General features: G+C 65.6%; 23 protein-coding genes. 8 read left to right on the forward strand and 15 right to left on the reverse strand.

Annotated features, from left to right (window positions below; translation table 11 throughout):
* Nucleotides 1–14: 14 nt before the first annotated feature.
* From ABDJ38_RS00695 to ABDJ38_RS00710, 4 genes are all read left to right on the forward strand, one after another.
* On the forward strand, nt 15–992 hold the full coding sequence (locus ABDJ38_RS00695; protein ID WP_346783151.1) for a C1 family peptidase: 978 nt from the start codon (nt 15–17) through the stop codon (nt 990–992).
* Nucleotides 989–1,234, forward strand: coding sequence for a hypothetical protein (locus ABDJ38_RS00700; RefSeq protein ID WP_346783152.1), 246 nt, complete (start codon nt 989–991; stop codon nt 1,232–1,234). The genes ABDJ38_RS00695 and ABDJ38_RS00700 overlap by 4 nt, the downstream gene beginning before the upstream one ends.
* A 31-nt stretch (nt 1,235–1,265) precedes the next feature.
* A complete protein-coding gene (locus ABDJ38_RS00705; RefSeq protein WP_346783153.1) occupies nt 1,266–2,315 on the forward strand; it encodes an enoyl-CoA hydratase/isomerase family protein in 1,050 nt (349 codons plus the stop codon).
* Nucleotides 2,316–2,412: 97 nt separating this feature from the next.
* Nucleotides 2,413–3,108 carry a pirin family protein gene (locus ABDJ38_RS00710; RefSeq protein WP_346783154.1) on the forward strand — a complete coding sequence of 232 codons (696 nt, stop codon included), beginning with the start codon at nt 2,413–2,415 and terminating at the stop codon, nt 3,106–3,108.
* Nucleotides 3,109–3,154: 46 nt separating this feature from the next.
* Here ABDJ38_RS00710 and ABDJ38_RS00715 read toward each other — a convergent pair whose 3' ends face one another.
* The 4 genes from ABDJ38_RS00715 to ABDJ38_RS00730 are packed head-to-tail and all read right to left on the reverse strand — an operon-like array spanning nt 3,155 to nt 7,769.
* The gene (locus tag ABDJ38_RS00715; RefSeq protein ID WP_346783155.1) at nt 3,155–4,351 is read right to left on the reverse strand and encodes an ABC transporter permease; all 1,197 of its coding nucleotides are present in this window, start codon (nt 4,349–4,351) and stop codon (nt 3,155–3,157) included.
* Entirely contained in the window at nt 4,351–5,073 is a 723-nt protein-coding gene (locus ABDJ38_RS00720; RefSeq protein WP_346783156.1) for an ABC transporter ATP-binding protein, read from the reverse strand. The genes ABDJ38_RS00715 and ABDJ38_RS00720 overlap by 1 nt, the downstream gene beginning before the upstream one ends.
* Before the next feature lie 12 nt (nt 5,074–5,085).
* The gene (locus tag ABDJ38_RS00725; RefSeq protein ID WP_346783157.1) at nt 5,086–6,372 is read right to left on the reverse strand and encodes an efflux RND transporter periplasmic adaptor subunit; all 1,287 of its coding nucleotides are present in this window, start codon (nt 6,370–6,372) and stop codon (nt 5,086–5,088) included.
* Entirely contained in the window at nt 6,369–7,769 is a 1,401-nt protein-coding gene (locus tag ABDJ38_RS00730) for an efflux transporter outer membrane subunit (protein ID WP_346783158.1), read from the reverse strand. Before ABDJ38_RS00730 ends, ABDJ38_RS00725 begins: the two co-directional genes overlap by 4 nt.
* A gap of 195 nt (nt 7,770–7,964) precedes the next feature.
* Here ABDJ38_RS00730 and ABDJ38_RS00735 point away from each other — a divergent pair, with 195 nt between their 5' ends.
* Genes ABDJ38_RS00735 through ABDJ38_RS00750 form a run of 4 tightly spaced genes read left to right on the forward strand, consistent with a single transcriptional unit; the run spans nt 7,965 to nt 11,459 of the window.
* The gene (locus tag ABDJ38_RS00735) at nt 7,965–9,053 is read left to right on the forward strand and encodes a HupE/UreJ family protein (RefSeq protein WP_346783159.1); all 1,089 of its coding nucleotides are present in this window, start codon (nt 7,965–7,967) and stop codon (nt 9,051–9,053) included.
* Between the two features lie 15 nt (nt 9,054–9,068).
* Complete coding sequence (locus tag ABDJ38_RS00740) at nt 9,069–10,028, forward strand: MBL fold metallo-hydrolase (protein WP_346783160.1); 960 nt, start codon at nt 9,069–9,071, stop codon at nt 10,026–10,028.
* A gap of 13 nt (nt 10,029–10,041) precedes the next feature.
* Nucleotides 10,042–10,884: an XdhC family protein gene (locus ABDJ38_RS00745; RefSeq protein WP_346783161.1), complete on the forward strand. Its 843-nt coding sequence runs from the start codon at nt 10,042–10,044 to the stop codon at nt 10,882–10,884.
* Nucleotides 10,881–11,459, forward strand: a complete 579-nt coding sequence (locus ABDJ38_RS00750) for a nucleotidyltransferase family protein (RefSeq protein WP_346783162.1) — start codon at nt 10,881–10,883, stop codon at nt 11,457–11,459. Before ABDJ38_RS00745 ends, ABDJ38_RS00750 begins: the two co-directional genes overlap by 4 nt.
* On the opposite strand, the gene ABDJ38_RS00755 is transcribed toward ABDJ38_RS00750, so the two are convergent.
* The 11 genes from ABDJ38_RS00755 to ABDJ38_RS00805 all read right to left on the reverse strand — a co-directional run bounded on the left by ABDJ38_RS00755 (nt 11,443) and on the right by ABDJ38_RS00805 (nt 22,858).
* Nucleotides 11,443–12,270, reverse strand: a complete 828-nt coding sequence (locus ABDJ38_RS00755; protein ID WP_346783163.1) for a nuclear transport factor 2 family protein — start codon at nt 12,268–12,270, stop codon at nt 11,443–11,445. The two genes, ABDJ38_RS00750 and ABDJ38_RS00755, sit on opposite strands and share 17 nt — an antisense overlap.
* Nucleotides 12,270–12,665, reverse strand: coding sequence for a lysozyme inhibitor LprI family protein (locus tag ABDJ38_RS00760; RefSeq protein WP_346783164.1), 396 nt, complete (start codon nt 12,663–12,665; stop codon nt 12,270–12,272). Before ABDJ38_RS00760 ends, ABDJ38_RS00755 begins: the two co-directional genes overlap by 1 nt.
* Nucleotides 12,662–13,951: an O-acetylhomoserine aminocarboxypropyltransferase gene (locus ABDJ38_RS00765; RefSeq protein WP_346783165.1), complete on the reverse strand. Its 1,290-nt coding sequence runs from the start codon at nt 13,949–13,951 to the stop codon at nt 12,662–12,664. Before ABDJ38_RS00765 ends, ABDJ38_RS00760 begins: the two co-directional genes overlap by 4 nt.
* 64 nt (nt 13,952–14,015) lie before the next feature.
* Nucleotides 14,016–15,050, reverse strand: coding sequence for a biotin synthase BioB (gene bioB / locus ABDJ38_RS00770; RefSeq protein WP_346783166.1), 1,035 nt, complete (start codon nt 15,048–15,050; stop codon nt 14,016–14,018).
* Nucleotides 15,051–15,099: 49 nt separating this feature from the next.
* Complete coding sequence (locus tag ABDJ38_RS00775) at nt 15,100–15,930, reverse strand: HAD-IIA family hydrolase (RefSeq protein ID WP_346783167.1); 831 nt, start codon at nt 15,928–15,930, stop codon at nt 15,100–15,102.
* Between the two features lie 20 nt (nt 15,931–15,950).
* Nucleotides 15,951–17,411: a biotin carboxyl carrier protein gene (locus ABDJ38_RS00780; protein ID WP_346783168.1), complete on the reverse strand. Its 1,461-nt coding sequence runs from the start codon at nt 17,409–17,411 to the stop codon at nt 15,951–15,953.
* A 111-nt stretch (nt 17,412–17,522) separates the two neighbouring features.
* Nucleotides 17,523–17,981: an acetyl-CoA carboxylase biotin carboxyl carrier protein gene (locus tag ABDJ38_RS00785; protein WP_346783169.1), complete on the reverse strand. Its 459-nt coding sequence runs from the start codon at nt 17,979–17,981 to the stop codon at nt 17,523–17,525.
* A complete protein-coding gene (locus tag ABDJ38_RS00790) occupies nt 17,978–19,024 on the reverse strand; it encodes a PEP/pyruvate-binding domain-containing protein (RefSeq protein ID WP_346783170.1) in 1,047 nt (348 codons plus the stop codon). The genes ABDJ38_RS00785 and ABDJ38_RS00790 overlap by 4 nt, the downstream gene beginning before the upstream one ends.
* Before the next feature lie 5 nt (nt 19,025–19,029).
* A complete protein-coding gene (locus tag ABDJ38_RS00795) occupies nt 19,030–20,853 on the reverse strand; it encodes a PEP-utilizing enzyme (RefSeq protein ID WP_346783171.1) in 1,824 nt (607 codons plus the stop codon).
* 154 nt (nt 20,854–21,007) lie between these two features.
* Nucleotides 21,008–21,862, reverse strand: coding sequence for a DODA-type extradiol aromatic ring-opening family dioxygenase (locus ABDJ38_RS00800; protein WP_346783172.1), 855 nt, complete (start codon nt 21,860–21,862; stop codon nt 21,008–21,010).
* 9 nt (nt 21,863–21,871) lie between these two features.
* On the reverse strand, nt 21,872–22,858 hold the full coding sequence (locus ABDJ38_RS00805) for an AraC family transcriptional regulator (protein ID WP_346783173.1): 987 nt from the start codon (nt 22,856–22,858) through the stop codon (nt 21,872–21,874).
* Nucleotides 22,859–22,891: the final 33 nt, after the last annotated feature.

Here is a 22,891-nt window from a genome sequence, read left to right on the forward strand (position 1 = left end):
GAAAGGACCAGTTCATGAGCAACTACTCCGGCTACAGCCTCTCGGGCTGCCTCATCGACGAGACCTGGCAAGGCCCCCGGCTCGAAAGCACTGGCGGGTCCGATCCGCTGAGCCGCAGCGGTATGAGCGAAGAGGCGGGCACGCTGCCGCCCCTGGTGGACCTGCGCAGATGGTGCAGCCCGGTGGAGGACCAGCGCGGCACGCAAAGCTGTGTCGCCAACGCCGTTGTCGGCGCGCTCGAACTGCTGCAGCGCAAGGAGGGGCACTCGGATCAGGACCTGTCGCGCCTGTTCGTCTATTTCAATTCGCGCAAGCTGCACGATCTGGAGGAGCTCGACGCGGGCACCTATGTCCACACGGCGATGGCGGCGATCCTTGCGCACGGCATATGCGAAGAACGGATGTGGCCGTTCTCCGAACTCACCGTCAACGAAGCACCGACGCAGGCCTGCTATGACAACGCGCAGAACTATCGCGCGGTGCAATTTGCCGAGGTGCCGCAGGGCACGCCACTCACCCATGTGCTGGCCAGCGGCATTCCGGCCGTGATGGCGGTGCAACTGCCGCGCGAGGCCTATGATATTGCGCACCAGACCGGTACGATGGACCTGCCGCCGGGTGGGGGCAGCCCGCACACCCATGGCAATCACTCGATGCTGGTGGTGGGCTACGATCTCGATCAGAAGGCCTATATCGTGCGCAATTCGTGGGGAGAGCGCTGGGCCAGAGGGGGCTATTGCCTGATGCCCATGGCGCTGTTCCACCAGCGCAGCTTTGCCCGCCAGACCTGGGCCATCGGCAGCCTCGGCGCGGCACCCGGCCTGCGCCTGCTCGGTGTCTCGGTGGCAGAGGCCATGGGCGGAATGTCCCAGGCGGCGCAAAAGGCGACGGCTCCGCTGACGAGCGACCCCGGAGCGGCGCTGAGAGACGAATTTCAGGGCAATGTCGACCGGGCGCGCTCGACCTTCGCCAATCGGTTGCGCGACCGGTGAGCGCGCGGAGCAGGGCCCGCGCCAATCGCGCGCGTGCGCAGCTCACCGCCATGTTGCTGTTCGAGGAAGCCAGCGCGCTCGATAGCCGTGCGGCGCAGATCGGCCATGTTGCGGGCGCGGCGCTGCCGTTGGCGATCCGGCGCATGGCGCTGGCCATGCTCGCGTTCGAAGGTGATGCGCGTGGGGCCTTGGAAGATCCGCTACGCGCGCTGATTGCCGAGAGTCGCGAAGGATCGGGTTGAACTTTGCCTGTCGCGCCGCGATGGAACGAACATGACAGGAATCATTGCAAGGAAAGCGGCTCGGGCCGGGCATCTCTCACTGGCACGCGGAAGGGCGCTGAATGCGCTGACACAGGAGATGTGCGAGGCGCTCAGCATGACGCTGGCCGAATGGCGAAGGGACGACAGCGTGGAGGCGGTGATCCTCGACCACGCGGGCGATCGCGGCTTTTGCGCCGGGGGCGATGTCGCTGCGGTGCGCCGCTCGGTGGTGGAGGGGGACGGCACCGAGGGCCGCGCCTTCTTCCTCGCCGAATACCGCCTCAACCACCTGCTGTTCGCCTATCCCAAGCCGGTGGTGACCTTCATGGACGGGGTGACCATGGGCGGAGGCGTGGGCATATCGCTTCCTGCCGCCTTCCGCGTGGCGACCGAGAACACGCTGTTTGCCATGCCCGAAGGGGCCATCGGCCTGTTTCCCGATGCCGGAGCGGGCTACACCTTCGCGCGCCTGCCGAACCGGCTCGGCCAGTTCCTCGCGCTGACCGGGGCGCGGCTCGATGGGGCCGAATGCCTATGGGCCGGGCTTGCCACCCACTATCTGGACAGCGCGGCGCTCGATGAAGCCAAGACGCGCATCGCCGCGCAGCCCGAGCGGACCGAAGCCATCCTCAGCGAATTGTCCACCACGCCGCCTCCCGCCCGCCTTGCGGGCAATGCCGAAAACATCGCCCGGCACTTCGCCAGCGACCGGCTGGAGGATATCCTCGCTTCGCTCGCGGCCGACGATGGCAAATGGGCGGGCAAGGAGCTGGCGGCGGTGAGCGCGAAATGCCCGACGACCAGCAAGGTAGCGCTCCGGTTGCTCGCCGAGGGCGCGCGGCGCGAGGATTTTGCCGAGGAGATGGCGCGCGAATATGCGATCGTCTGCCGCATGATCGTGCGGCCCGACTTTGCCGAGGGCGTGCGCTCCGTGCTGGTCGACAAGGACAATGCGCCGCGTTGGAACCCGGCGCGGCCAGAGGACGTGAGCGAGGCCATGCTCGATGCGATTTTCGCGTCGCTGCCCGAAGCCGAGCGCTGGACCCCGGCCGTGAGCTGACGCCGCTGGCGATCACTGTAATCGGAAACGCCTGTGATGGCCCCCTTTGCCAGCGGCGAAGCAATCGCCATTTAGCGCTCAAAGGAGGATCATTCGCATGATCGAAGTTCGCAAATTCGCCGATCTCGGCAAGTCCAACCACGGCTGGCTCGACGCCAATTTCCATTTCTCGTTCGCCGACTATTTCCAGCAGGACCGCCTGCACTGGGGTGCGCTCAGGGTATGGAACGACGACAAGATCGCCGCCAAGAGCGGGTTCCCGCCGCACCCGCACGAGAACATGGAGATCATCACTTATGTCCTCGAAGGCGCGATTTCTCACCGCGACAGCCTCGGCAACGAAGGCCGCACGAGGGCTGGTGACATTCAGGTGATGAGCGCAGGCACCGGCATCACCCATGCCGAATACAATCTGGAGGACGAGCAGACTCACAGCTTCCAGATCTGGATTCTGCCCGACCGGCAAGGCCACGCGCCGAGCTGGGGCACCCGCGAGTTCCCGCGCGGCGAGCGAGCCGGGCGGTTCGAAGTGCTCGCCAGCGGGCGCGAAGGCGATGACGATGCACTGACGATCCACGCCAATGCCCGCGTCCTCGGCGCGACAGTGGCAGCTGGTGAAAGCGTCACCTACGAGCTCGGCGGTCGCAAGGGCTATCTGGTGCCAGCGCGCGGCAAGATCGAGATCGACGGGCAGGTGGCCGAAACCCGCGACGGGGTGGCGATTGCCGATGTCGACACGCTGACCGTCAAGGCGCTCGAAGACGCCGAAGTGGTGATGGTCGAAACGGCCTGAGACCGCGTAGCCCTCCCTCTAGCGCGGGGGAGGGCTACGCTCGGCCTTATTCGTGCCGCAGCGCCTCGATCGGGTCGAGCTGGCTCGCGCGGCGGGCGGGGAAATAGCCGAAGACGATCCCGATCAGCGCCGAGATAACGAAGCTCAGCACGTTGATGAAGGGATCGAACACGAACGGGAAGCCGAGCACGGCCGACAGGCTGACCGAAAACACAAATCCCAGCACGATCCCCACCAGCCCGCCGAAGCAGCACAGCACCACCGCCTCGGTGAGGAACTGCAAGCGCACCTCGCGCGCCAGGGCGCCGATGGCGAGGCGAATGCCGATCTCGCGGGTGCGCTCGGTCACCGAGACGAGCATGATGTTCATGATGCCGACGCCGCCGACTACGAGGCTGATCGCGGCGATGGCCGCTACCATAACGGTCATGGTGCCGACCGTACTGGAAACGGTTTCGTTGATCTCGGCGGTATCGACGATGTCGAAATCGTTGGCCTGGCCTTCGAGCAGCACGCGCCGCTCGCGCAGCAGGCTGACGAGCGCGTCGATCATCGCCTTGTTGTCGTAGCCGCTGTCGTAGGAGACGGCCATGTAGCCGATGTTGTCGTTACCGGCGAAGCGGCGCTGGACGTTGGTCAGCGGCATGAACACCGAGTTGTCGTCGTCCCCGCCGCCGCCGACGTTGCCACGGCTGGCGAACACGCCGATCACCTGGCAACTAACGTTGTCGAGCCGCATCCGTTCGCCCAGCGGGCTTGGCACAGCGCCGAACATCTCCTCGACCACGGTCGGGCCGACGATGCAGACGTTGGCGCCCGCGCTTTCTTCCTCGTCGGTGAACAGGCGGCCCTGATCGAGTGTGATGCCACGGGCATCCATGAAAGCGCGGCTGACGCCCTCGACCTTGGTATCCCAGTCCTGCCCATTATAGATCGCGGTCACGTTCTGCTCGACCTGCCCGGCCACCGATTTCACCCCGGCGATCTGTTCGCGCACGGCGTCGACGTCGCGCTCGTCGAACGGGCGGATCTGGCCGCGTTCGCCGGTGATCGGAAACACGAAGAACATGTTTGATCCGAGCGAGGAGATCTGCTCCTCGATGTCCGCCGTCACTCCGCGGCCCAGCGTCACCATGGTGATGACTGCCGAAACGCCGATGATGATGCCCAGCGTCGTCAGGAAGCTGCGCATCAGGTGGCGGCGGATTTCGCGGAAGGCGAGCATGAGCGAGGTGCCAAGCATCAGGCGTCTGCCCCCTGCTTCAAGGCATGCCGCTCGGACTGTTCGATCCGCTCCACCAGACCATCTTTGAAGTGGACCACGGTCTTGGCGTAGTCGGCCATTTCGGGCTCGTGAGTGACCATCAGCACGGTGATGCCCTGATCGTTCAACTCGGCCATGAACTTCATGATTTCGATCGAGCGTTCGGAATCGAGGTTGCCGGTGGGTTCGTCGGCCAGCAGCACTTCGGGATCGGTCACGAGCGCGCGGGCGATGGCGACGCGCTGCTGTTGTCCGCCCGAAAGCTCTGCCGGCGTGTGGTCGGCCCAGGGCAGCAGGCCCACCCGGTCGAGCGCCTTCAGCGCTGCCTCGTGCCGCTCGGCGCGGCCCATGCCGCGATAGACCAGCGGCAGCTCGACATTTTCCGCCGCCGTGGTCCGCGACAGCAGGTTGAAGCCCTGGAACACGAAGCCGAGATACCGCCGCCGCAGCAGCGAGCGCTGGTCCTTGCTCAGCGACTGAACCTCATGCCCGAGAAATTTGAACACTCCGCCGCTCGGTTGGTCGAGGCAGCCCAGGATGTTCATCGTGGTCGACTTGCCAGAGCCGGACGGCCCCATCACCGCGAGGAAATCGCCGCGCTCGACGACAAGATCCACGCCCTTCAGCGCCTGAAACGCCGCTGCACCCTCGCCAAAGGTCTTGGTGATGCCGCGAAGTTCGATGATCGGCGGTTCGGCCATGCTGCTTGTGCCTTACTCGCCCGCCGCCTTGAGCGCGGTGACGACCTTCATGTCCTCGGTCAGCTCGTCTGAGGTGACCACGGTGTAGCGCCCGTCGGACAGGCCGGTGGTGACGGCGACCGGGCGCAGCGTCCCATCGGCTTCGAGCACATAGACGTTCTGCCTGGAGCCAGCGCCGATGGTTGCGCGGGCTTCCTCGCGTTCCAGCCCGAAGTCGTCGCCGCCGATATCGATGCCGCCGCTTTCCTCTTGCGTGGGTGGCTTGAAACGCAGCGCGCCGTTGGGCACGGCCAGCTGGCGCGCAGTGGAGCTGGTGGCGATGTTGGCCGTGGCGGTCATGCCGGGGCGCAACAGGCCCTCGGGGTTGGCAACGGTGAGCCGCGCCTCATATTCGACCACGGCATTGGCCTGGGCCTGTCCTGCCTGCTCGCTGGTGGAGATATTGCCCGAGGCAAGGTCGATCCGCTCCACCTCGGCGGGGAACTGGCGGCCCGGATAGGCATCGACGGTGAAGGTCGCCTTCTGTCCCGCCTCGACCTGGCCGACATCGGCCTCATCGACCTTCACGCGCAGCTGCATCACCGAGAGGTCTTCGGCGAGGATGAACAGCGTTGGGGTATTGAAGCTGGCCGCCACGGTCTGCCCGGGCTCCACCTGTCGCACCAGCACTACGCCTGCGACGGGCGAGCGGATCACCGCGCGATCGCGCTGGGTCTGGGCACTGGAGAGCGAGGCCTGCGCCGATACCACATTGGCCTGCGCCGAGGTCAGCCCGGCCAGGCTGCGTTGCAACGCGCCCTCGGCCTGCTCCATCTCGACCTTCGAGGGCACACGCCCGTCAGACAGGCGATAGACTTCGCGAAGCCGATCAAGCTGCGCCTGATCCACCGCAAGCGTGGCGCGCGATTGCTCGACGGCAGCGCGGGCTGCGGCAAGCTGCGCGCGGGCCTGCGTGATCTGGTCGTCGATCACGTCGGTGTTGATATAGGCGAGCACCTGCCCCTGAGTGACCCGGTCGTTCACGTCGACCAGCACCCGGTCGATCCGGCCCGAAACTTCCGAGCCGACCTCGACCTGATTGGTGGGCCGCAGGTTGCCCGTTGCCGTTACCACCAGATCGAGCGACCGGGTAGTTACCTCCTCGGTCACATAGGGCGTCTCGTTCTCGCCCCCGCCGAACGCCAGCGCAGCAATAATACCGGCCACGATCAGCGCGCCGATCGCCCAAACGAGCTTGCGCTTGTACCACTTGGGCTTGCTCTCGGTGCCGAGAAAATCGTCGATGGTCTGGTCGCTCATGGGTCGGTCCTGTCGCTGGGGCCGGGTGAAGAGCCGCGTGAAGAGCCGCTCAAGGGAAAGTCAAAGGCATCGGCGCTCCACCCGCCGCCGAGCGCCTGCGTCAGCTGGACGAAAGCGCTGGCGCGGTCAGCCTCGGCGGTGACGAGCTGGTTGCGCGCGGAAAGCAGCGCGCTTTCGGCGGTTAGCAGGGTGCGGAAGTCGATCAGCCCGGCCTCGTACTGGCTGCGCGCAAGGATCGCCGAATTGTTGGCCGCATCGAGCCCCTCCTCGTTGATCGTCACACGCTCGTCGGCGGTGCGGCGAGCGACCGCGGCGCTTTCGACCTCTTCCAGCGCCGAGAGGATCGCGCCTTCCCACTGCGCCAGCGCGGCCTCGGCCCCGGCTTCGGCGCTATCCACTTGCGCAGCGGTGCGCCCGCCGTCGAACAGGAGCTGGCTGATGCTGCCAACCAGTCCGCCGGCCACCATGTCGAACAGGTTGCCGGCAGTCACCGGCCCGGTCCCGATCGAGCCGGTCAGCCGCACCAGCGGAAACAGTTGCGCCCGCGCCACGCCAATGCGCGCGCCTGCGGCATAAAGCGAGGCTTCGGCGGCGCGCAGATCGGGGCGGCGTTCGAGCAGTGCGGCGGGCGCGGCAAGCCCTGCCAGTGCTGGCGGGGTGGGGACGGGGGTACCAGTGTCGAACTCGGCCAGCACGCGGCCCGGTGGCTCTCCGATCAGCGTCGAGATGGCATTGGCGGTGGCGGCAAGGCTGGCCTCAAGCGAGGGAATGGTCGCCGCTGTCTGTGCTACCTGCGCTCGCGCCTGCTCGACATCGAGGCTGGAGACGAGCCCCGCCTGATTGCGCCAGCGCGCGATCTGGAGATTCTCGCGCTGGTTGCCCAGCGTGTCGCGCGCGATGGCGAGCTGTTCGGCCAGCGCGCGGGCGTTGATCGTCTGCAAGGCGACCTGCCCGACGATCAGGCGTTGGAGGTCCGCAAGGCCATAGCCCTGCGCTGCCAGATCGGCCCGCGCAGCGGCGACATTGCCCGACACCTGCCCGAACAGGTCAGCTTCCCACGCAGCATCGAGGCCAAGCGACAGCGGCACGCCGTCACGCGGCGCATCGCCGATATCGCGAGTGGCATTGCCGCTGGCATTCAGCGTCGGCAGATAGGCCGCGCGGGCCTGTACCAGCGCCGCGCGCGCCTGATCGAGCCGGGCGGCGCTAGCGGCGATGTCGCGGTTCTGCACGATGGCCTGCTCGACCAGTTCGCTCAGCAGCGGATCGTCAAGCTGGCGCCAGTAGGCGGCGGTGTCGGGCGATACGAGCGGCGCATCGGTTTCAGCCCAGTTCTCCGGAACCGCGACCCGCGGTGTGGGCGCCGCAAAGGGTTGCCCTGCGCAGGCAGAGGTCAATACAGCCAAGGCCAGCAGTGGCGCATGGCGATGCGCCCGATTCCATTCCCTCTTCACCGGCAATCCGTTGCTCACGTGTGAAACTATCTCCTTCCTCGCCTACCGTGGCGGTCTCGCCAATGCCACCCGCCAATTGTATCAAAATGCGCCAATTGAGAGAGTTGATGCGCACTTTTATCCGGCTATGTGGCAATAATGCTTCCCTGGCTGCGGATCCTGTTAACCATTCTTGGGCTTCTTGCGGTTGTTCCGGCCAGCCCGGCTGCGGCCCATCCCGCGCCGTTCAGCTATGTTGATCTGCGTCCGGGCAACGGCTCGCTCGAAGGTGCTGTCACCGTACACACAATCGACGTGCAGCATGACCTGCGAATGGACGAAGGCACGAGTCTGATCGACGATGGTGTGTTGGCTGGGCAATACAGATCGATAAGCCGCCTGTTGCTCTCTCGGCTGGACCTGCGCGACGAACACGGCTCGCGCCTCGTGCTCGAACCGGGCAGTCTCGAGGCTGTACAGGGCGAGGATGCCGTGCGGCTTCGGTTTCAGGCCGCCGGATCGTCCCCGGCAGCGCTGACGGTGGCTGCGCACCTGTTCGATTACGATCCGCTGCACCAGACTTTCGTCACCATCTACGAGGGCGATAATGTGGCCCAACAGATGATCTTTGCTGAGGGCTCCGCCCCGCAGACTTACTATGCCGGCACAGTGGCGGGGATCGGCGCGGTGCTCGCCACCTTCATCCCGGCAGGGGCGCATCATGTGCTAATCGGACCGGACCACGTGCTGTTCATCCTCGGCCTGATCCTGATGGGCGGATCGCTGCGGCGGTTGACGCTGATCGTCACCGCCTTCACGCTCGGCCATTCGATCACGCTGGCGCTGGCCGCGACGGGCACATTCGCGCCGCCCGCATGGCTGATCGAGCCCCTGATTGCGCTCTCGATCGTGGTGGTGGGGCTCGACAACCTGCTGCGCAACTCCGGCGACCGCGACCTGCGGGCGCTATTTGCGGGCCTGTTCGGCCTCGTTCATGGCTTCGGCTTTGCCTATGTCCTCGCTGAGTTCGGCCTGCCGCAGGCGCAGTTGGGCTGGACGCTGGCGGGGTTCAATGTTGGTGTCGAGCTTGGACAACTGGCGATTGTCGTGCCCGTTGCACTGGCGCTGGGCTGGTTGCGCGGGCGGGCACCGAATGTCGCAAATCGTATCGCCGTTGGGGGCTCGCTTGCGGTGATCGCGGCGGGGGTCTATTGGTTCGTTGACAGAGTCCGGAATCTTGCGGGCTGAGGGGAGAGAAGAACAATGAAGCGGATGGCGATCCTGGCAGGCGTAGTGGCAACGGGCCTCGCAACCGTGCTGACAACCGGCGCGGTGACGGCGCAGGGCCTTCCCGGCATCACCGGGATCGAGCAGGTTTCGGGCAACGTTTACAAGATTTTCGGCGCGGGCGGGAACACCACAGTGTTCGTGCGCGATAACGACGTGGTGCTGGTCGACACCAAGCTGCCCGGCAACGGCGAAGCGATCCTTGCCGAGGTCCGCAAGGTGACCGACAAGCCTGTGGGCATGATCATCAACACCCATTCGCACCCCGATCACACCGGCTCCAACGCCGAACTCGCGCCAAATGGCGACGTACAGGTGGTGGCGCAGGTCAACAGCGCGGAGCGGATGCGCGCCGGGGGCGGGCCGTTCCCACCGCTGCGCGTGGACAGCGACTTCGAGGCGCGCAAGACCATCGGCGAGGGCGACGACCGGATCGAGTTGTACTACTTCGGCGCGGGCCACACCGATGGCGACGCCTTCGTGGTGTTCCCCGCCGCGCGGACAATGGCGGCAGGCGATGTCTATGCCTGGCATATGAGCCCGCTGATCGACCCCGGCTCTGGGGGCTCGATTCTCGCGCTGCCGACCACGCTCGCGGGAGCGGTCTATGGCATCGATGGCGTCGACAAGGTCATTCAGGGCCACGGCGGGGTTTCGACATGGGATGAGTTCCACTCATTCATGAACTTCAACCGCGGTCTTGTCGCCACGGCCGAGCAGACCCTGCTGACCGGCGGGACGCCCGAGGATGCGCTGAAAGAGCTGGAAGCAACGCCGAGCTACGCGGTGTTCCTCGATCACAAGCTCAAGCCTGGCCTCGAATATGGCGGCACACCATGGTCGCGCGCGCTCATCAACCTGACGCTCGCCTTTCAGGAATTGCGCGGCGAGGAGCCGGAACTGATCATGGGCATGGAAGACCCGCACCAGCACTGATAGAGCGACGGGTATGGCAATACCCGAAGATCACGAGGCCTTGGCGGCAGCTGCTGTCGCCGGTACCGGCCTGTGTACCATCGTCAATATCGAAGGCAGTTTTTCGCGCCGCCTTGGCGCGCAGCTGGCGGTTCATGCTGATGGCAGCGTGACCGGGAGCCTTGCCGATGGCTGCCTCGAACGCGAGCTTGCCGCCGAGATCGCGCGCGGGGGGGAGCCGCGCGTGATCCGTTATGGCGCGGGCTCGCCGAAGATCGACTTCCGCCTGCCCTGCGGCGGCGGGCTCGATATCCTGATCGACCCCACGCCTGATCATGCCGCCTGCGCTGCCGCTTTGGCGAAGCTGGAGATGCGGCAGGAGGCGACCCTTGCTTTGCCCGGTCAAAACCTGCTTGCCGAGCGCCGCTATATCCCCGCGCTGCGGTTGGTGTTGTTGGGCGAGGGGCCGGAACTCGACGCTTTGGGGCGGCTCGGGGCCGCGGCGGGCATGGTGGTGGAAAGCCGCAGTCGCGAGGACAGCTCGCTCGCGCTTGGCCAGCGGCCCGAGCACATAACGCTCGACCGCTGGAGCGCGCTGGTGCTGCTGTTCCACGATCACGAGTGGGAAGAGGCTCTGCTTGACTGGGGGCTCACGAGCCCGGCCTTCTTTATCGGCGCGCAGGGTGGCAAGCCTGCCCGGATGGCGCGCAGCGAGCGGCTGGCCGCACTTGGCTATGCAGAGGAACAGGTCGCCCGCATCGCCAGCCCGCTTGGCCTGATCGGGCACAGCCGCGAGCCGTCGGCGCTGGCGCTCTCGGCCCTGGCGGGCGTGGCAGGCTTTTACGAACTGCGCCATCCACACCACAGCCAGCGATGAGCGTACCGCTTGTCGCGGTTCTGGCTGCGGGGGAGGCGCGGCGCTTTGGCGGGGGCAAGCTTGATGCCTTGTGCGCCGGGCAGCGGGTCGGCGCGCATGTTCTGGCTGCAGTGGCCGAGGCTGGCTTCGCGTCGGGTGTGATTGTCGTGCCTGTCTCTGATGTGCCGATGTTCGCGCAGGAAATCGGCTGGCCGCTGATCGAAAACCCGAATGCCGAGGCAGGGCTGGCCACGTCGGTCGCGCTGGCGGCGCAGACCGCGCTGGCGCAGAAGCACGATCTCCTGATCGTGCTGGCCGACATGCCGTTGGTCGCGCCCAGCCATCTGGCCGCGCTCGCTGCGACCGAAGGATTGGCAGCGAGTGACTACGGCACAGGCAAGCCGGGTGTTCCTGCCTTCGTGCCCCAAGAGTTGTTGGCAGAGATCACCAAGCTGGAAGGCGAGGGTGGGGCGGGGCGCTGGCTCGCCAGTCGCGCGGATTGCACGCTGATCGCGCCGCCGCCGAGCACGCTGGCAGATGTCGACCGGCCCGAGGATATTGGCCCTATCGAAGCTGCGCTCAGCGCCCGTCGCTAAACACCGGCTCGCCCGCGCGGGCGACCTTGATATGATCCATATAGCCTTCGCGCAGCCGATAGGTCACCTGCACGCGCACATCGACGTATTCACCCTTCGCCAACGCGCCAACGACGAAATCCGGCGCATCGGCCACGGCAGTGAAGCGGCTGGTGCAATCGACCACGATTGCCTCGTCGTTGACGGTGAGTTCGTGCACGGTGAGCGTCTCGACCACGCGCTCGAACATCGCCGTGTAGAAATTGGCAATCGCCTGCGCGCCTTCGAACCGCCCGACCGAGGGCAGCTCGAACACCACGTCTTCGCAATAGAACCGCGTGTAGCGCGCCGGATCGCCCGCTGAGAAGGCGGCGGCATAGGCATGGTAAGCGGCGATCTGGCTGGGATGCGCTCCTAGCGGCGGCAGCGTGGTGACCGCCCGTCCGGGAGGCCATGCCATGGTGATGAGCCGACGCACCTTCTGCGCCTCGTCGAGTTCGTAGCGGGCGAGGAATTTCACCGTCAGGCTGTCGCCGGGAAACATTTCGCCGAAGGGAAAGTCGGGGCGGTGCTTGGTCGCATGGAAATCCATGTCGATCTCGGCAAGCACGTTGTGCTCGTCTTGCAGATAGTGCTGCACGCGCGGGCATTCGCGCACGCCGTCATGCGCCTTGGCAAGGAACGCGCGCATCCCCGCATGGCCGACGAATTCGCCAGAGCCGGTGATCATCGCGCAGTCTTCGGCAAAGAAGCGCTCGACCAGCCCATCGTCGTCGCCGGTGAGGAACTGGGCGAGATAGGCCTCGTAGTCGAACCTCGCGCCAGTTGCCATTATTCCGCGCTCATCAGGTCGGCCAGTTGGCTTGTGCGCTCCTGCGTAAGCGATGTCTTGCAGGTGCTGACGATCAGCGGCTCCATCGAGCCGCCACGGAACAGGTAGCCCTCACTGGCGCAATGCTCGTCGCGGTACGTGAGCCAGGCGCGCTGCGCTGCAAGCAGGGTATCGAAGTATCCGGGGCGGTCATCATAGGTGCGATCTAGCTGGCGATCGCGCTCGCGCATCACCTCGGCGGTGCGGGACCACTGCGCGTTGAGCGCCTCATCCGCCTCGGCATAGTCGCGCGCGGCGCACTCGTTCATGTCCGCCTGCGTGATCGGCTCGGCGCAGATATCGGCGGGTTCGGCCGCAGCCGCGCCCGCCGCGAGCAGAAACACCAGTCCGATCAAAGCGCTGCCAGCGCCGTGTCGAGATCCGCGATGATATCGTCGATATGTTCGATGCCGACCGAGATCCGCACCACGTCCGGTCCGGCCCCGGCGGCGATCAGGTCGTCGCCTTCGAGCTGGCTGTGGGTGGTGCTGGCCGGGTGGATGATCAGGCTGCGGGTGTCGCCGATGTTGGCAAGGTGGCTGAACAGCTTGACCGAGGAGACCAGCTTCACACCCGCCTCATAGCCGCCCTTCACCCCGAAGGTGAACACCGCGCCGCCCTTGCCGCCGAGATAGCGCTGGGCGAGCGCGTTATAGGCACTGTCTTCCAGCCCGGCATAGGAGACCCAGTCGATCTTCTCATGCGCGGCGAGGTGCTTGGCGACGGCCAGAGCATTCTCGCAATGCCGCTCCATCCTCAGCGCCAGCGTCTCCATCCCGGTGAGCGCGAGGAAGGCGTTCATCGGCGCCATGGCCGGGCCAAGGTCGCGCAGGCCGAGCACGCGGCAGGCGATGATAAAGGCGATCGGGCCGACCGGCTCCAGCGCATCGACCAGCACCGCGCCGTGATAGGAGCCGTTGGGACGGGTCAGCGTGGCGAACTTGTCGCCGTGCGCCTTCCAGTCGAACTTGCCCGAATCGACGATCAACCCGCCGACCGAATTGCCGTGGCCGTTCAAAAACTTGGTAGCCGAGTGAACGATGATGTCTGCGCCATGTTCGATCGGGCGGCACAGCATCGGGGTGGCCATGGTGTTGTCGACCATCAACGGCACGCCCGCCTTGTGGGCGATGTCGGCAATGGCGGCGATGTCGCAGACCACGCCGCCCGGATTGGCGAGGCTCTCGATGAAGACGACGCGGGTGTTCTCGTCGCAGGCGGCTTCGACATTGGCCGGATCGTCGGCATCGACGAAGCGCGTTTCCCAGCCGAACTTGCGGAAGGCTTCGCCCAGCTGGTTCAGCGAGCCGCCATAAAGCTTCTTGGCCGCCACGATGTTGCAGCCCGGTTCCATCAGCGTGTGGAAGGCGACCAGTTGCGCGGCATGGCCCGAGGCCACACCCAGCGCGCCGACGCCGCCTTCGAGCCCGGCGATCTTCTTCTCCAGCGCATCGACCGTGGGGTTCATGATGCGGCTGTAGATGTTGCCGAATTCCTTGAGCGCGAACAGGTTTGCCGCATGCTCGGCATCGTTGAAGACGTAACTGGCCGTCTGATAGATCGGGGTGATCCGCGCATTGGTGGTGGGATCGGGTTCCTGGCCAGCGTGAATGGTCAGCGTTTCGAGCTTATGGTCGGTCAAGGTGCCTCTCCTTCGGCCCGGCTGGGCGGGCGGGTTGTGATTTGTCGCTGGGGTAGCTCAGGCGTCAGGCGCTGGCCAGATCGTCGTGCTGTGCAATGGCCCGCATCGGCTCGGGGCCTGCCATCGGCTTCAGGCCTAGCCGGCCAAGCATCGCCATGTCCTCGTCCTCACCCGCATTGGGCGCGGTGAGCAGTTTGTCGCCGGTGAAGATCGAGTTGGCCCCGGCAAGGAAGCACAGCGCCTGTGTCGCCTCGGACATTGACTCGCGCCCGGCCGAGAGGCGCACCATGCTAAGCGGCATGGCGATCCGCGCCACCGCCACGGTGCGGACGAACTCGATATCGTCGATCTTGCCGAGCGGGGTGTCGGCCAGCATATCGCCCAGCACCGTGCCTTTCACCGGCACCAGCGCGTTGATCGGCACGCTTTCGGGATGGCGTTCGAGCGTTGCCAAGGTGTGGACGAAGCCCACCCGGTCCGCGCGTGTCTCGCCCATGCCGACGATCCCGCCCGAGCACACGTTGATCCCCGCATCGCGCACCGTTTCCAGCGTATCGAGCCGGTCTTCATAGGAGCGGGTGGAGACCACGCGTTCGTAGTACTCCGGACCGCTGTCGACATTGTGGTTGTAGTAATCGAGCCCGGCGTCCTTCAACTGCGCGGCCTGTTCGGGGGTGAGCATCCCCAGCGTCATGCAGGTTTCCATCCCCATCGCACGCACGCCCGAGACGATCTCGACGATCTTGCCCATGTCGCGATCCTTGGGATTGCGCCAGGCCGCGCCCATGCAGAACCGCTGCGACCCGGCATCGCGCGCCTGCGCGGCTTTTTGCAACACCTCGCGCACGTCCATCAGCTTGGTCGCCTTCACGCCGCTCTCTGCCGAAGCGCTCTGGCTGCAATAGCCGCAATCCTCCGGGCAGCCGCCGGTCTTGATCGAGAGCAGGGTACACAGCTGCACCTCTTCGGGCCGGTGATGCGCGCGGTGAACCTCGGCCGCGCGGAACAGCAGTTCGGTGAAGGGCAAGTCGAACAGGCTGGCGATCTCGTCGCGGGTCCAGTCGGTGCGGATCGGGGCGGTGGTCAAACGTGTCTCCATGATTGCGGGTGGGCCATTGCGAGAGCGGCCCTGCATCATGAAAACCCGGTTAGCTTAGCCCGCAGGCGCTGGCCAGATCGCCGATCGAATTGATGACCAGATCGGGCGCCTTCTCCGGCGGCTGATCGTTCCACTCCTCTGCGCTGGTCGATCCGCTGGTGACTGCGATCCCGATTGCGCCACCTGCCACGGCCATCTGCATTTCCGCCGTCGCATCGTCGCCCACCACGCCCACATGCGCTGCGTCGATGCCGAGCTTGTCCGCGACAAAGCCCATGGCGTGCTCGCTCGGCTTGCCGGTCGGTTCGGGCTCGATCCCCGTGACACGCGCAATCGCGCCGTTGATCGCGCAGGAATATCCGAAGCTGCGGCCCTCCTTGGTGGCGAAGAAGGGGATGTCCGAAGCGGTGAGGAAGGTTGCGCCGCCCAGCACCGCGTCGCAAGCACGGTGAATGTGGTCCATCGTGCACTCGGGGTGCCAGGCTACGTAGACCCCGTCGCAGGAGAGGCCCTTGCCATCATCGGGGTTGAGGCACTTGACGCCGAGTTCGCTCAACGCGTCGATCACGCCCTGCGTGCCCAGGACCAGCACCCGTTCGAGTTCACGCTCCTTGATCACCTCGGCGGCGACCGAATTCGGCGTAAACAGCTTTTCATCCGGCACCGGCAGGCCGACATCGCGCAGGCGCGGGGCCTGCTTGCGGGCGGGATAGGCGCTGCCGTTGGTCAGCGCGATCCAGGGTATGCCGAGCGTGTCGAGTTCACCCAGCGCGTGAGCGGCACCGGGGATCGGGTCGTAGGAGCCAAGCTGGCGGTTCGACAGGATCAGCGTACCGTCGAGATCGAACATGAAGCCCTTGGGCTTACGGGGGAGTGTCATCAATAGTCCTTGAATGAGGATCAGGCAGAGAGCCGAATTTTCAGATCGTCCTTCTCGAACGCAAAGTCGGCGATATCGTTTCGCGCCATCACATCGCGTAGCAGCCGCATCACCGGTGCTGTGTCGGGATCGTAGTGGCGCGGGGCGGGGCCGGCCTTGCGCATGGCCTCGATCTGGCCATCGGGCATCGTGGCGCGGAGCAGGAACTCCTCGTCCGAGAGCCTTTCGCCGATCCGGCTGCGCAGGGTCTTGAGGTCGGCCATGCCGGTCTCGGCTTCGAGCTGCTTCGTGCGTGGGTGGGCCATGATGCGGTCCATCACTTGCGGGTCGACCGGCTGCGTGGGCCGCCCGAACTTGCCGATGGCAAAGCGGATCACCTCGTCGGGGATGATGCTCCAACGCTCCTTGCCCGTCACGTTGAGCATGGCCTGCGTTTGCAGCATCTGCGCAAAGGGCGTCATCACGATCACCCAGCCCAGTTCCTCGCGCACGCGGCCCATTTCCTCGATCACCGCCGCTTCGAGATGGGCGGCGTTCTGGTCGGCCAAGTGACGGCGCATGGTGCCGACCATGCCGCCGGGCAGGTTGTGGCGGAAATAGGCGGCGTCGAACGGTTGCGGTGAGCCAGTGGCGTAGCCTTCGGCCTCGGCCAGCCGGGTGAAATAGCTGGCGACCTCTTCCACTGCCTCGTCGTCGACATCGACCGTGTGGCCGAGGGTGCGCAGGTTGCGGATCATCCGGCCGATGGGCGGGTTGCTGGTGCCGTCAGCCGCACCACCGCTCGCGCATTGCACCGCCGCGATGCCGAGGTCCGCTGCTTCGAGGCAGGCCGGTTCGGCTAGGCCAATGGTGCAGTGGTTGTGCAGTTCGAGCGGTTTGTCGCCGATCTCGGCGAGGATGGCGGGGATCAGCGTGGCCGCGCGCTTGGGGGTTAGCAGGCCGCCCGGATCCTTGATGTAGAGCGCGTCGATGTCGGGGCTTTGCGCCATCACCCGCGCGGCCTCGGCATAGTGCGCATCGTCGTGAATCGGGCTGATCGTATAGACCAGCGCGCCGACCACCTGATCGCCGCCCGCGCGCTTCACCATCTTTGCGACTTCGACGTTGCTGGCCGCATCGTTCATCGGGTCGGCCAGCGCGAAGCGGCGGATGCCGTTGGTGGCGAGGGTACGGAAGGCCAGTTCCATGAATTCCGGCGTGGCGGTTTCCCACGAGATGAAGCGGAAGCCGGTGGAGAGGAACTGGAGCGGCGTGGTGCGGCAGATGCGCGCCATTTCGCGGATACGCTCCCAGGGGTCTTCCTGCTTGTAGCGCACGGCGACGCCCATATGGGTGGAGGTGGTGAAGTCGATCGCGCGGTATCCGGCGCGCTCCATTGCGGGGGCGATGGTGAGCGTCTTCGCGGTGTCGACCCCTGTTGCGCCCCACAGGCACTGGTTGCCATCGCGCAGGGAGGTTTCGACGATTTCTATGTTGGCCATTTCGTATCCCCTAGCCGTCACCCCGGACTTGATCCGGGGGTGGGCTTCTTCTTTCCGCGCCTTGACTAGCCCGACCCCGGATCAAGTCCGGGGTGACGAAGGTGGGTTGGGTCACTGGTCCACCTTCACCCGGAACAGCGCCTGCCCCTCGGCCACCGCGCTGCCGTTCTCGGCCAGCACTGCCGTCACCACCCCCTCAACCCCGGCGGCGACCGAGTTCATCAGCTTCATCACCTCGATGATCGCCACCACCGTGTCCTCGCTCACCCGGTCGCCAACTTTTACGAAGTCGGGTTCGCCGGGGCGCGGGGCGGAGTAGAAGTTGCCGATCAGCGGCGCGGGGATTTCGACTTCATCCGCACCTGCAGCAGCGGGCGGGGGCGAGGAAGGCACCACCTCGGGGGGCGAGGGCTTGTCCGGCTTCTCACCGGCCTCCTCCTCGCGCCAACCACCTGAACCATCGCGGCTGATCCGCAGGCGAAAATCGCCCTGGGTCAGGTCGAGCGTGGTGAAGTGCGACGCATCGAGCAATCGTGCGATTTCAACGATATCCTTGCCGGTCAGGCTCACTTCTTAGCCCCCGCCGTGAACAGGCCCATCACATGGGCCATAGGGTCGGCCTCCTTGGCGACCACGGGCGCGGGATTGGCATCCTTCTGCGCCCAGACCGTCTCGGGCCGCGATTGCAGCAGCAGCACCTGGCCATCCTGATCGAGCGCCCACTCGATATCCTGCGGCTTGCCATAGTGCTTTTCCACTTTGCGCCCGATGGCGCGCAGGGCCTGAAGATCATCGTCGGTGAGGCAGGGGGCATTGCGGATATCAGCAGCATTCTCCATCTCGACGATCCCGCCTTCAGGGGCCGGAACCTGCCTTGCATGCTTGTCCGAAATATCGCGCTGGCTGATCTCGCCGGTGATCTTGCCCAGCACCCATTTGTCGGGCGTTACCTCCCCCGAGACGACCGAGGAACCGAGCCCCCACGCGCCCTCGATGGTTATCACCGACTTGTCGCCGCTGGTGGGCGAGCGGGTGAACATCACGCCCGCGCATTTCGCCTCGACCATCCGCTGCACCACCACCGCCATGGCCACACCCGCCTCAGGCAGGCCCTGCTTGCGGCGGTAGGTCATGCTTTCCACCGAGTAGAGGCTGGCCCAGCACTCGCGCACTTTTTCGATCATTGAAGCGTCATCGAGCACCCACAGGAAGGTGTCCTGCAAGCCGGCGAAGCTGGCGTCGTCGGCGTCCTCTGTCGTGGCCGAAGAGCGCACTGCAACAGGGCGCTGGTCGGGGCACAATTGATTCAATGCGGCCTTGAGCGCTCCTTCGACTTCGTTTGTCATCGGATCGCCGATTACCCGTGCGCGCAATTGCTCGGAAAGCTTCGTGGCAGCTTCCAGATCGTTCGGATCGAGCGCCTCGACCAGCGGGCGGATCGGCTCCTTCGCCTCCAGCGCTGAGAGAAACTGTTCGAAGGCGGCGGTCGTCACCACGAAGCCATCGGGCACTGCGATCCCGGCCCGCACAAGTTCACCTAGCGAGCCGCCCTTTCCGCCCACCGTGGGCCGGTCGGTGATCCCGACTTCGGAAAACCAGGCGACGGGTTTCATGCCCATCACGCGTCCTCCAGAATCGAGACCGTGCCCTTGCCGCCGTCGACCCGGATGCGTGCGCCGTCCTTGATCTTCACCGTCGCCAGCCCGGTGCCGACCACGGCGGGCAGGTTATACTCGCGTGCCACGATTGCCATGTGGCTCATCGAGCCGCCAATGTCGGACACTGCCGCGCTGATCTTCTGGAACAGCGGGCTCCAGGTGGGGTTCGTCACCTGACACACCAGAATGTCGCCCTGCTGGATGCGGCCGATCTCGCTGACGGACTTCACCACCCGCGCCGTGCCCTCGACCACGCCCGAGCAGGCGGCAAAGCCCTTCAGCTCGTTGGGGTTCTCGGTCCCATCATCCAACCAGCTGTCGAGGTTCTCGCGGGTGATGCCCCACAGCATGTTGATCGCCGGATCGTCGATTGCCTCAGGCACATTGCCCAGAGCGGGCGGGGTGGGGTGCTTGCCCCATTCGGCAATCGCCGCCTTCCGCTCCGCAATGATCGCAGGCCAGTAGGCCGGGCCGCGCGGCCCAGCACCTACGCCCCAGGCCAGCATCAGATCGATGATCGCGCTTTCCAGCTCGTATTGGGTGAGATTGAAAACATCCTCCTCCACGCCGTCGGGCCCGAAGAAGCCGTGCGCCAGCAGCAGCCGACCGAACTCGCGGATCTTGTTGAAGAACAGGTTCGTATACCAGTGCTCGCAATAGAACTTGTGCCCCTCGACATAGGGGAACACGCGGTGCGCCAGCTCGATCAGCTGGTCGTAGGTGGCGCGATCCTCATCCGTATCGAGTAGCTCGCGATAGTCGGCGACAAGCTGTCCGCGCTCCTCGATCAGCTGCGCGGTGGGGCGCTCGATGTTCTCGCCCGCCTTCACCTTGGCGATATAGCCCGGCAGCGCCGCGAAGGGCAGCGACAGGTCGTCGTTCCAGCTGCGGTGATAGTGGTAGAAACCATCGCCCGAAGAGACGTTGAACCAAGGGTTGCGGCTCTCTTCGAGGTCGGCCAGCCACTCCTTGCCCTTCTCGGAAACCTTGTCGAGATCGGCCAGCACCTGCTCGATATTCACATCGTCGGTGAAATGGTGGTCGACCCCCAGCTCCACCGCACGGCGGGCGAGGCGTTTTACCTCCTCGTCGGGGCGGAAAATCTCGGCTTCCATCCCGGCCACCATCCGCGAGATCGCCTGATCGGAAATCTCGGGGAAGGCCTTTTTGCAGAACCCGAAGAAGGTCATGTAAGCGCCATAACCGAGCAGCAGGAACTCGAAGTGGTGGTGCCACATCCGGTGATAGCCTTCGATCTGCTGCTGGTAGATTTTCAGCAGGTCATGGCTGGCGGGAACGGCATCGCCTTCGGTAATCGTTTCGAGCGGCTCGTAATCGGGAAGCGAGGGGCTGGGCAGCGCCTGCGCCTCCGCGATCAGCGCCTTCATCTTTACCTTCCACTGGTCGTAAAGGCTTTCCCAGTTCTCGTAATAGTGCCCGGCGCGCTGCTGGAACTCGGCCACGCGTTCGGCGATCTCGTCGGGGTCGGTGACGACCACGCCGCCGATATAGACCCGCCCGTTGATGATGCGGTGATCGACGCCCTTGGCGGTCGGCAGGCAGTGAACCCGCGTGTTGAAGGCCCCCATGGCGACATAGGCCGCCTCGGCGGTGATCATGTCGAAATGGTGCATGGGTTCTGGAAAGTGCATCGAGTTGTAGAACCAGAACTTCTGGTCATCCTCGGGCACGAACTGAGTGTAATAGGGATAGGCAGCCTGCGCGGCTTCGGTCCCTTCGATAACCTTGATGCTGCTCGGCAGCGCGAAGCTCTTGTCGGACATTGCTGGCATCCTCTCGTCTGACGCCCGCGGCCCCGTTGGCGGGGTCTCGACTGAGCGTGGACAGAGGAGCAGGCTAACCCGGATCGTTAGCCGGGCGAAGGATTCGTGCGCATGGCCACTAGGACATTCGCGCAGCCCTATTGTCTTGCTGGCCTTAGGTGGGCGGTGGGCCGAAGCGGAAGCTGGAGGCGGCGATGGCGCCCATGAAGGCGTCCTCGTGGTAGGATAGCGCAGCAGTCTCTTCCTCGGCCGCGCCCAGCGCCACGTGCAGGGGCATCAGGTGATCCTCGCGCGGGTGGACGGCGCGCGCGGCAGGGGCGTGCTCCCATTCGAGCAGGCGCTTGACCCGGTTCTCGCCGTTCATGCCGATCAGGCTTTCCTGCAACCAGCCATCGAAGGCCTTCGACACATCGCGCCCCACAGGGCCAAGTGCGCGCAGGTTATGGAACGAGAGGCCGGAGCCGATGATCACCACGCCCTCCTCGCGCAATGGGGCAAGCAGGCGGCCCGCTTCCACATGGGCAGCGGGATCGTAGTCGGCGCGGATCGACATCTGCACGATCGGCATCTGCGCCTCGGGCCAGATTGCCTGCATCAGGCTGAAGGTGCCATGGTCGAAGCCGCGCGTGGCATCGGTGGCGCTGGCCACGCCGCCATCGGCCAGAAGCGCGGCGGCCTGTTCGGCGAGTGAGGGCAGGCCGGGGGCCGGATAGGTGATCTCGTAAGTATGCGGGGGGAAGTTGTAATAGTCGTAGATCATGCCCGGCTGCGCGCCGCTGGAGAAGGTGAAGACCGGCTCCTCCCAGTGCGCGGTGACGACCAGCACGGCACGCGGGCGCTCTTTCAGCTCGTTCCGCAGCGCCTTCAGCGAAGCATCGAGCACATCGTAGGCGTTGCCCGTTTCCATCCACGGCCACGGCCCGCCGCCATGGCTGAGATAGTAGGTGGGCAGGGCGGCGACGGTCTGGGCGCTAGGCATGTTGGGAAAATGGGCGCAGCACCACGACATACAAGAGCCTCAGCTTTGCGGGGCCAGTCCGCCGCGCCACTGGCTCGGGGTGATCCCGAAGCGCTTGCGGAACAGGCGGGTGAAATAGCCCGGATCGAGAAAGCCCGTGCGATAGGCCAGTTCGGAAATCGGCACAGCGGCAAGGCGCGGGTCGGTCAGCATGGCGCTGGCATGTTCGAGCCGGGTGGCGTTCAGTTCGGCGACGAAGCTGGTACCGCGCGCGGCGAGCAGCGATTGCAGATAGCGCTTGGAAATGCCCTCCTCGGCGGCCACCTTCTCGGGCGAGAGATCGGCATCGGCATAGCTCGTCTCGATCCGGCGCAAGATGCGCGTTGCGAGCTGGTTGCGGTGGCTGCCCGCGCCGGATGGTGAGGCCTCGGCCTCGTGCGCTGCCGTGGCGAGCGCGAGCAGGCTCCCGAATTGCTCGGCGATCAGCGGGCGGGGGAGCGGGGCATTATCCAGCCCGGTGTCGAGGATCGTCTCGATCAGTGCGCCGAGCGGAGCGCCCCAGCCCGAATGCGCGTCGTAGGGCTGGGCCAGCAGGCCGGCGGGATCGGGCAGGTGCCGTTCGAGCCAGACCTGCGGCATCATCAGGTCGATGCACTCGTGCTCGGTCGCCATTTCCATCTGATAGTAGCGGGTGTTGTCGAGCAGCACGAACTGGCCCGGCTCAACGTCGAACCGGCGCCCACCCATCCGCGTCTGCATCGTGCCCTCACGCGAGTAGACGAGCTGGATCGAGGGCGCGGCGCGCATCGCCAGTCGGTCGGCACCTACGTGGGTCACGCGCTGGGCCGGGGCGTAGAGATGCAGCAGCCGCAATTGCCCGATCCCGTGGCTGATCCAGCGTGCGGCGAAGGCCTTGGGGTCGAACACCTCGACCTCGATCGGGGCGATGGTGCTGGCGGCCCAGTCGCTCCATGCGCTGATCGCCTCGCGCCGGGCCAGCCCGGTCGAGCTCCAGCTTTCATCGGGCGAGGGCGGGGCCTTGGCCATGGAGCGAGGCTAGGCCGCTGGCCTGATGTCGGC

It is taken from the genome of Aurantiacibacter flavus (assembly GCF_039710615.1).
Taxonomy (GTDB): Bacteria; Pseudomonadota; Alphaproteobacteria; order Sphingomonadales; family Sphingomonadaceae; genus Alteraurantiacibacter; species Alteraurantiacibacter flavus.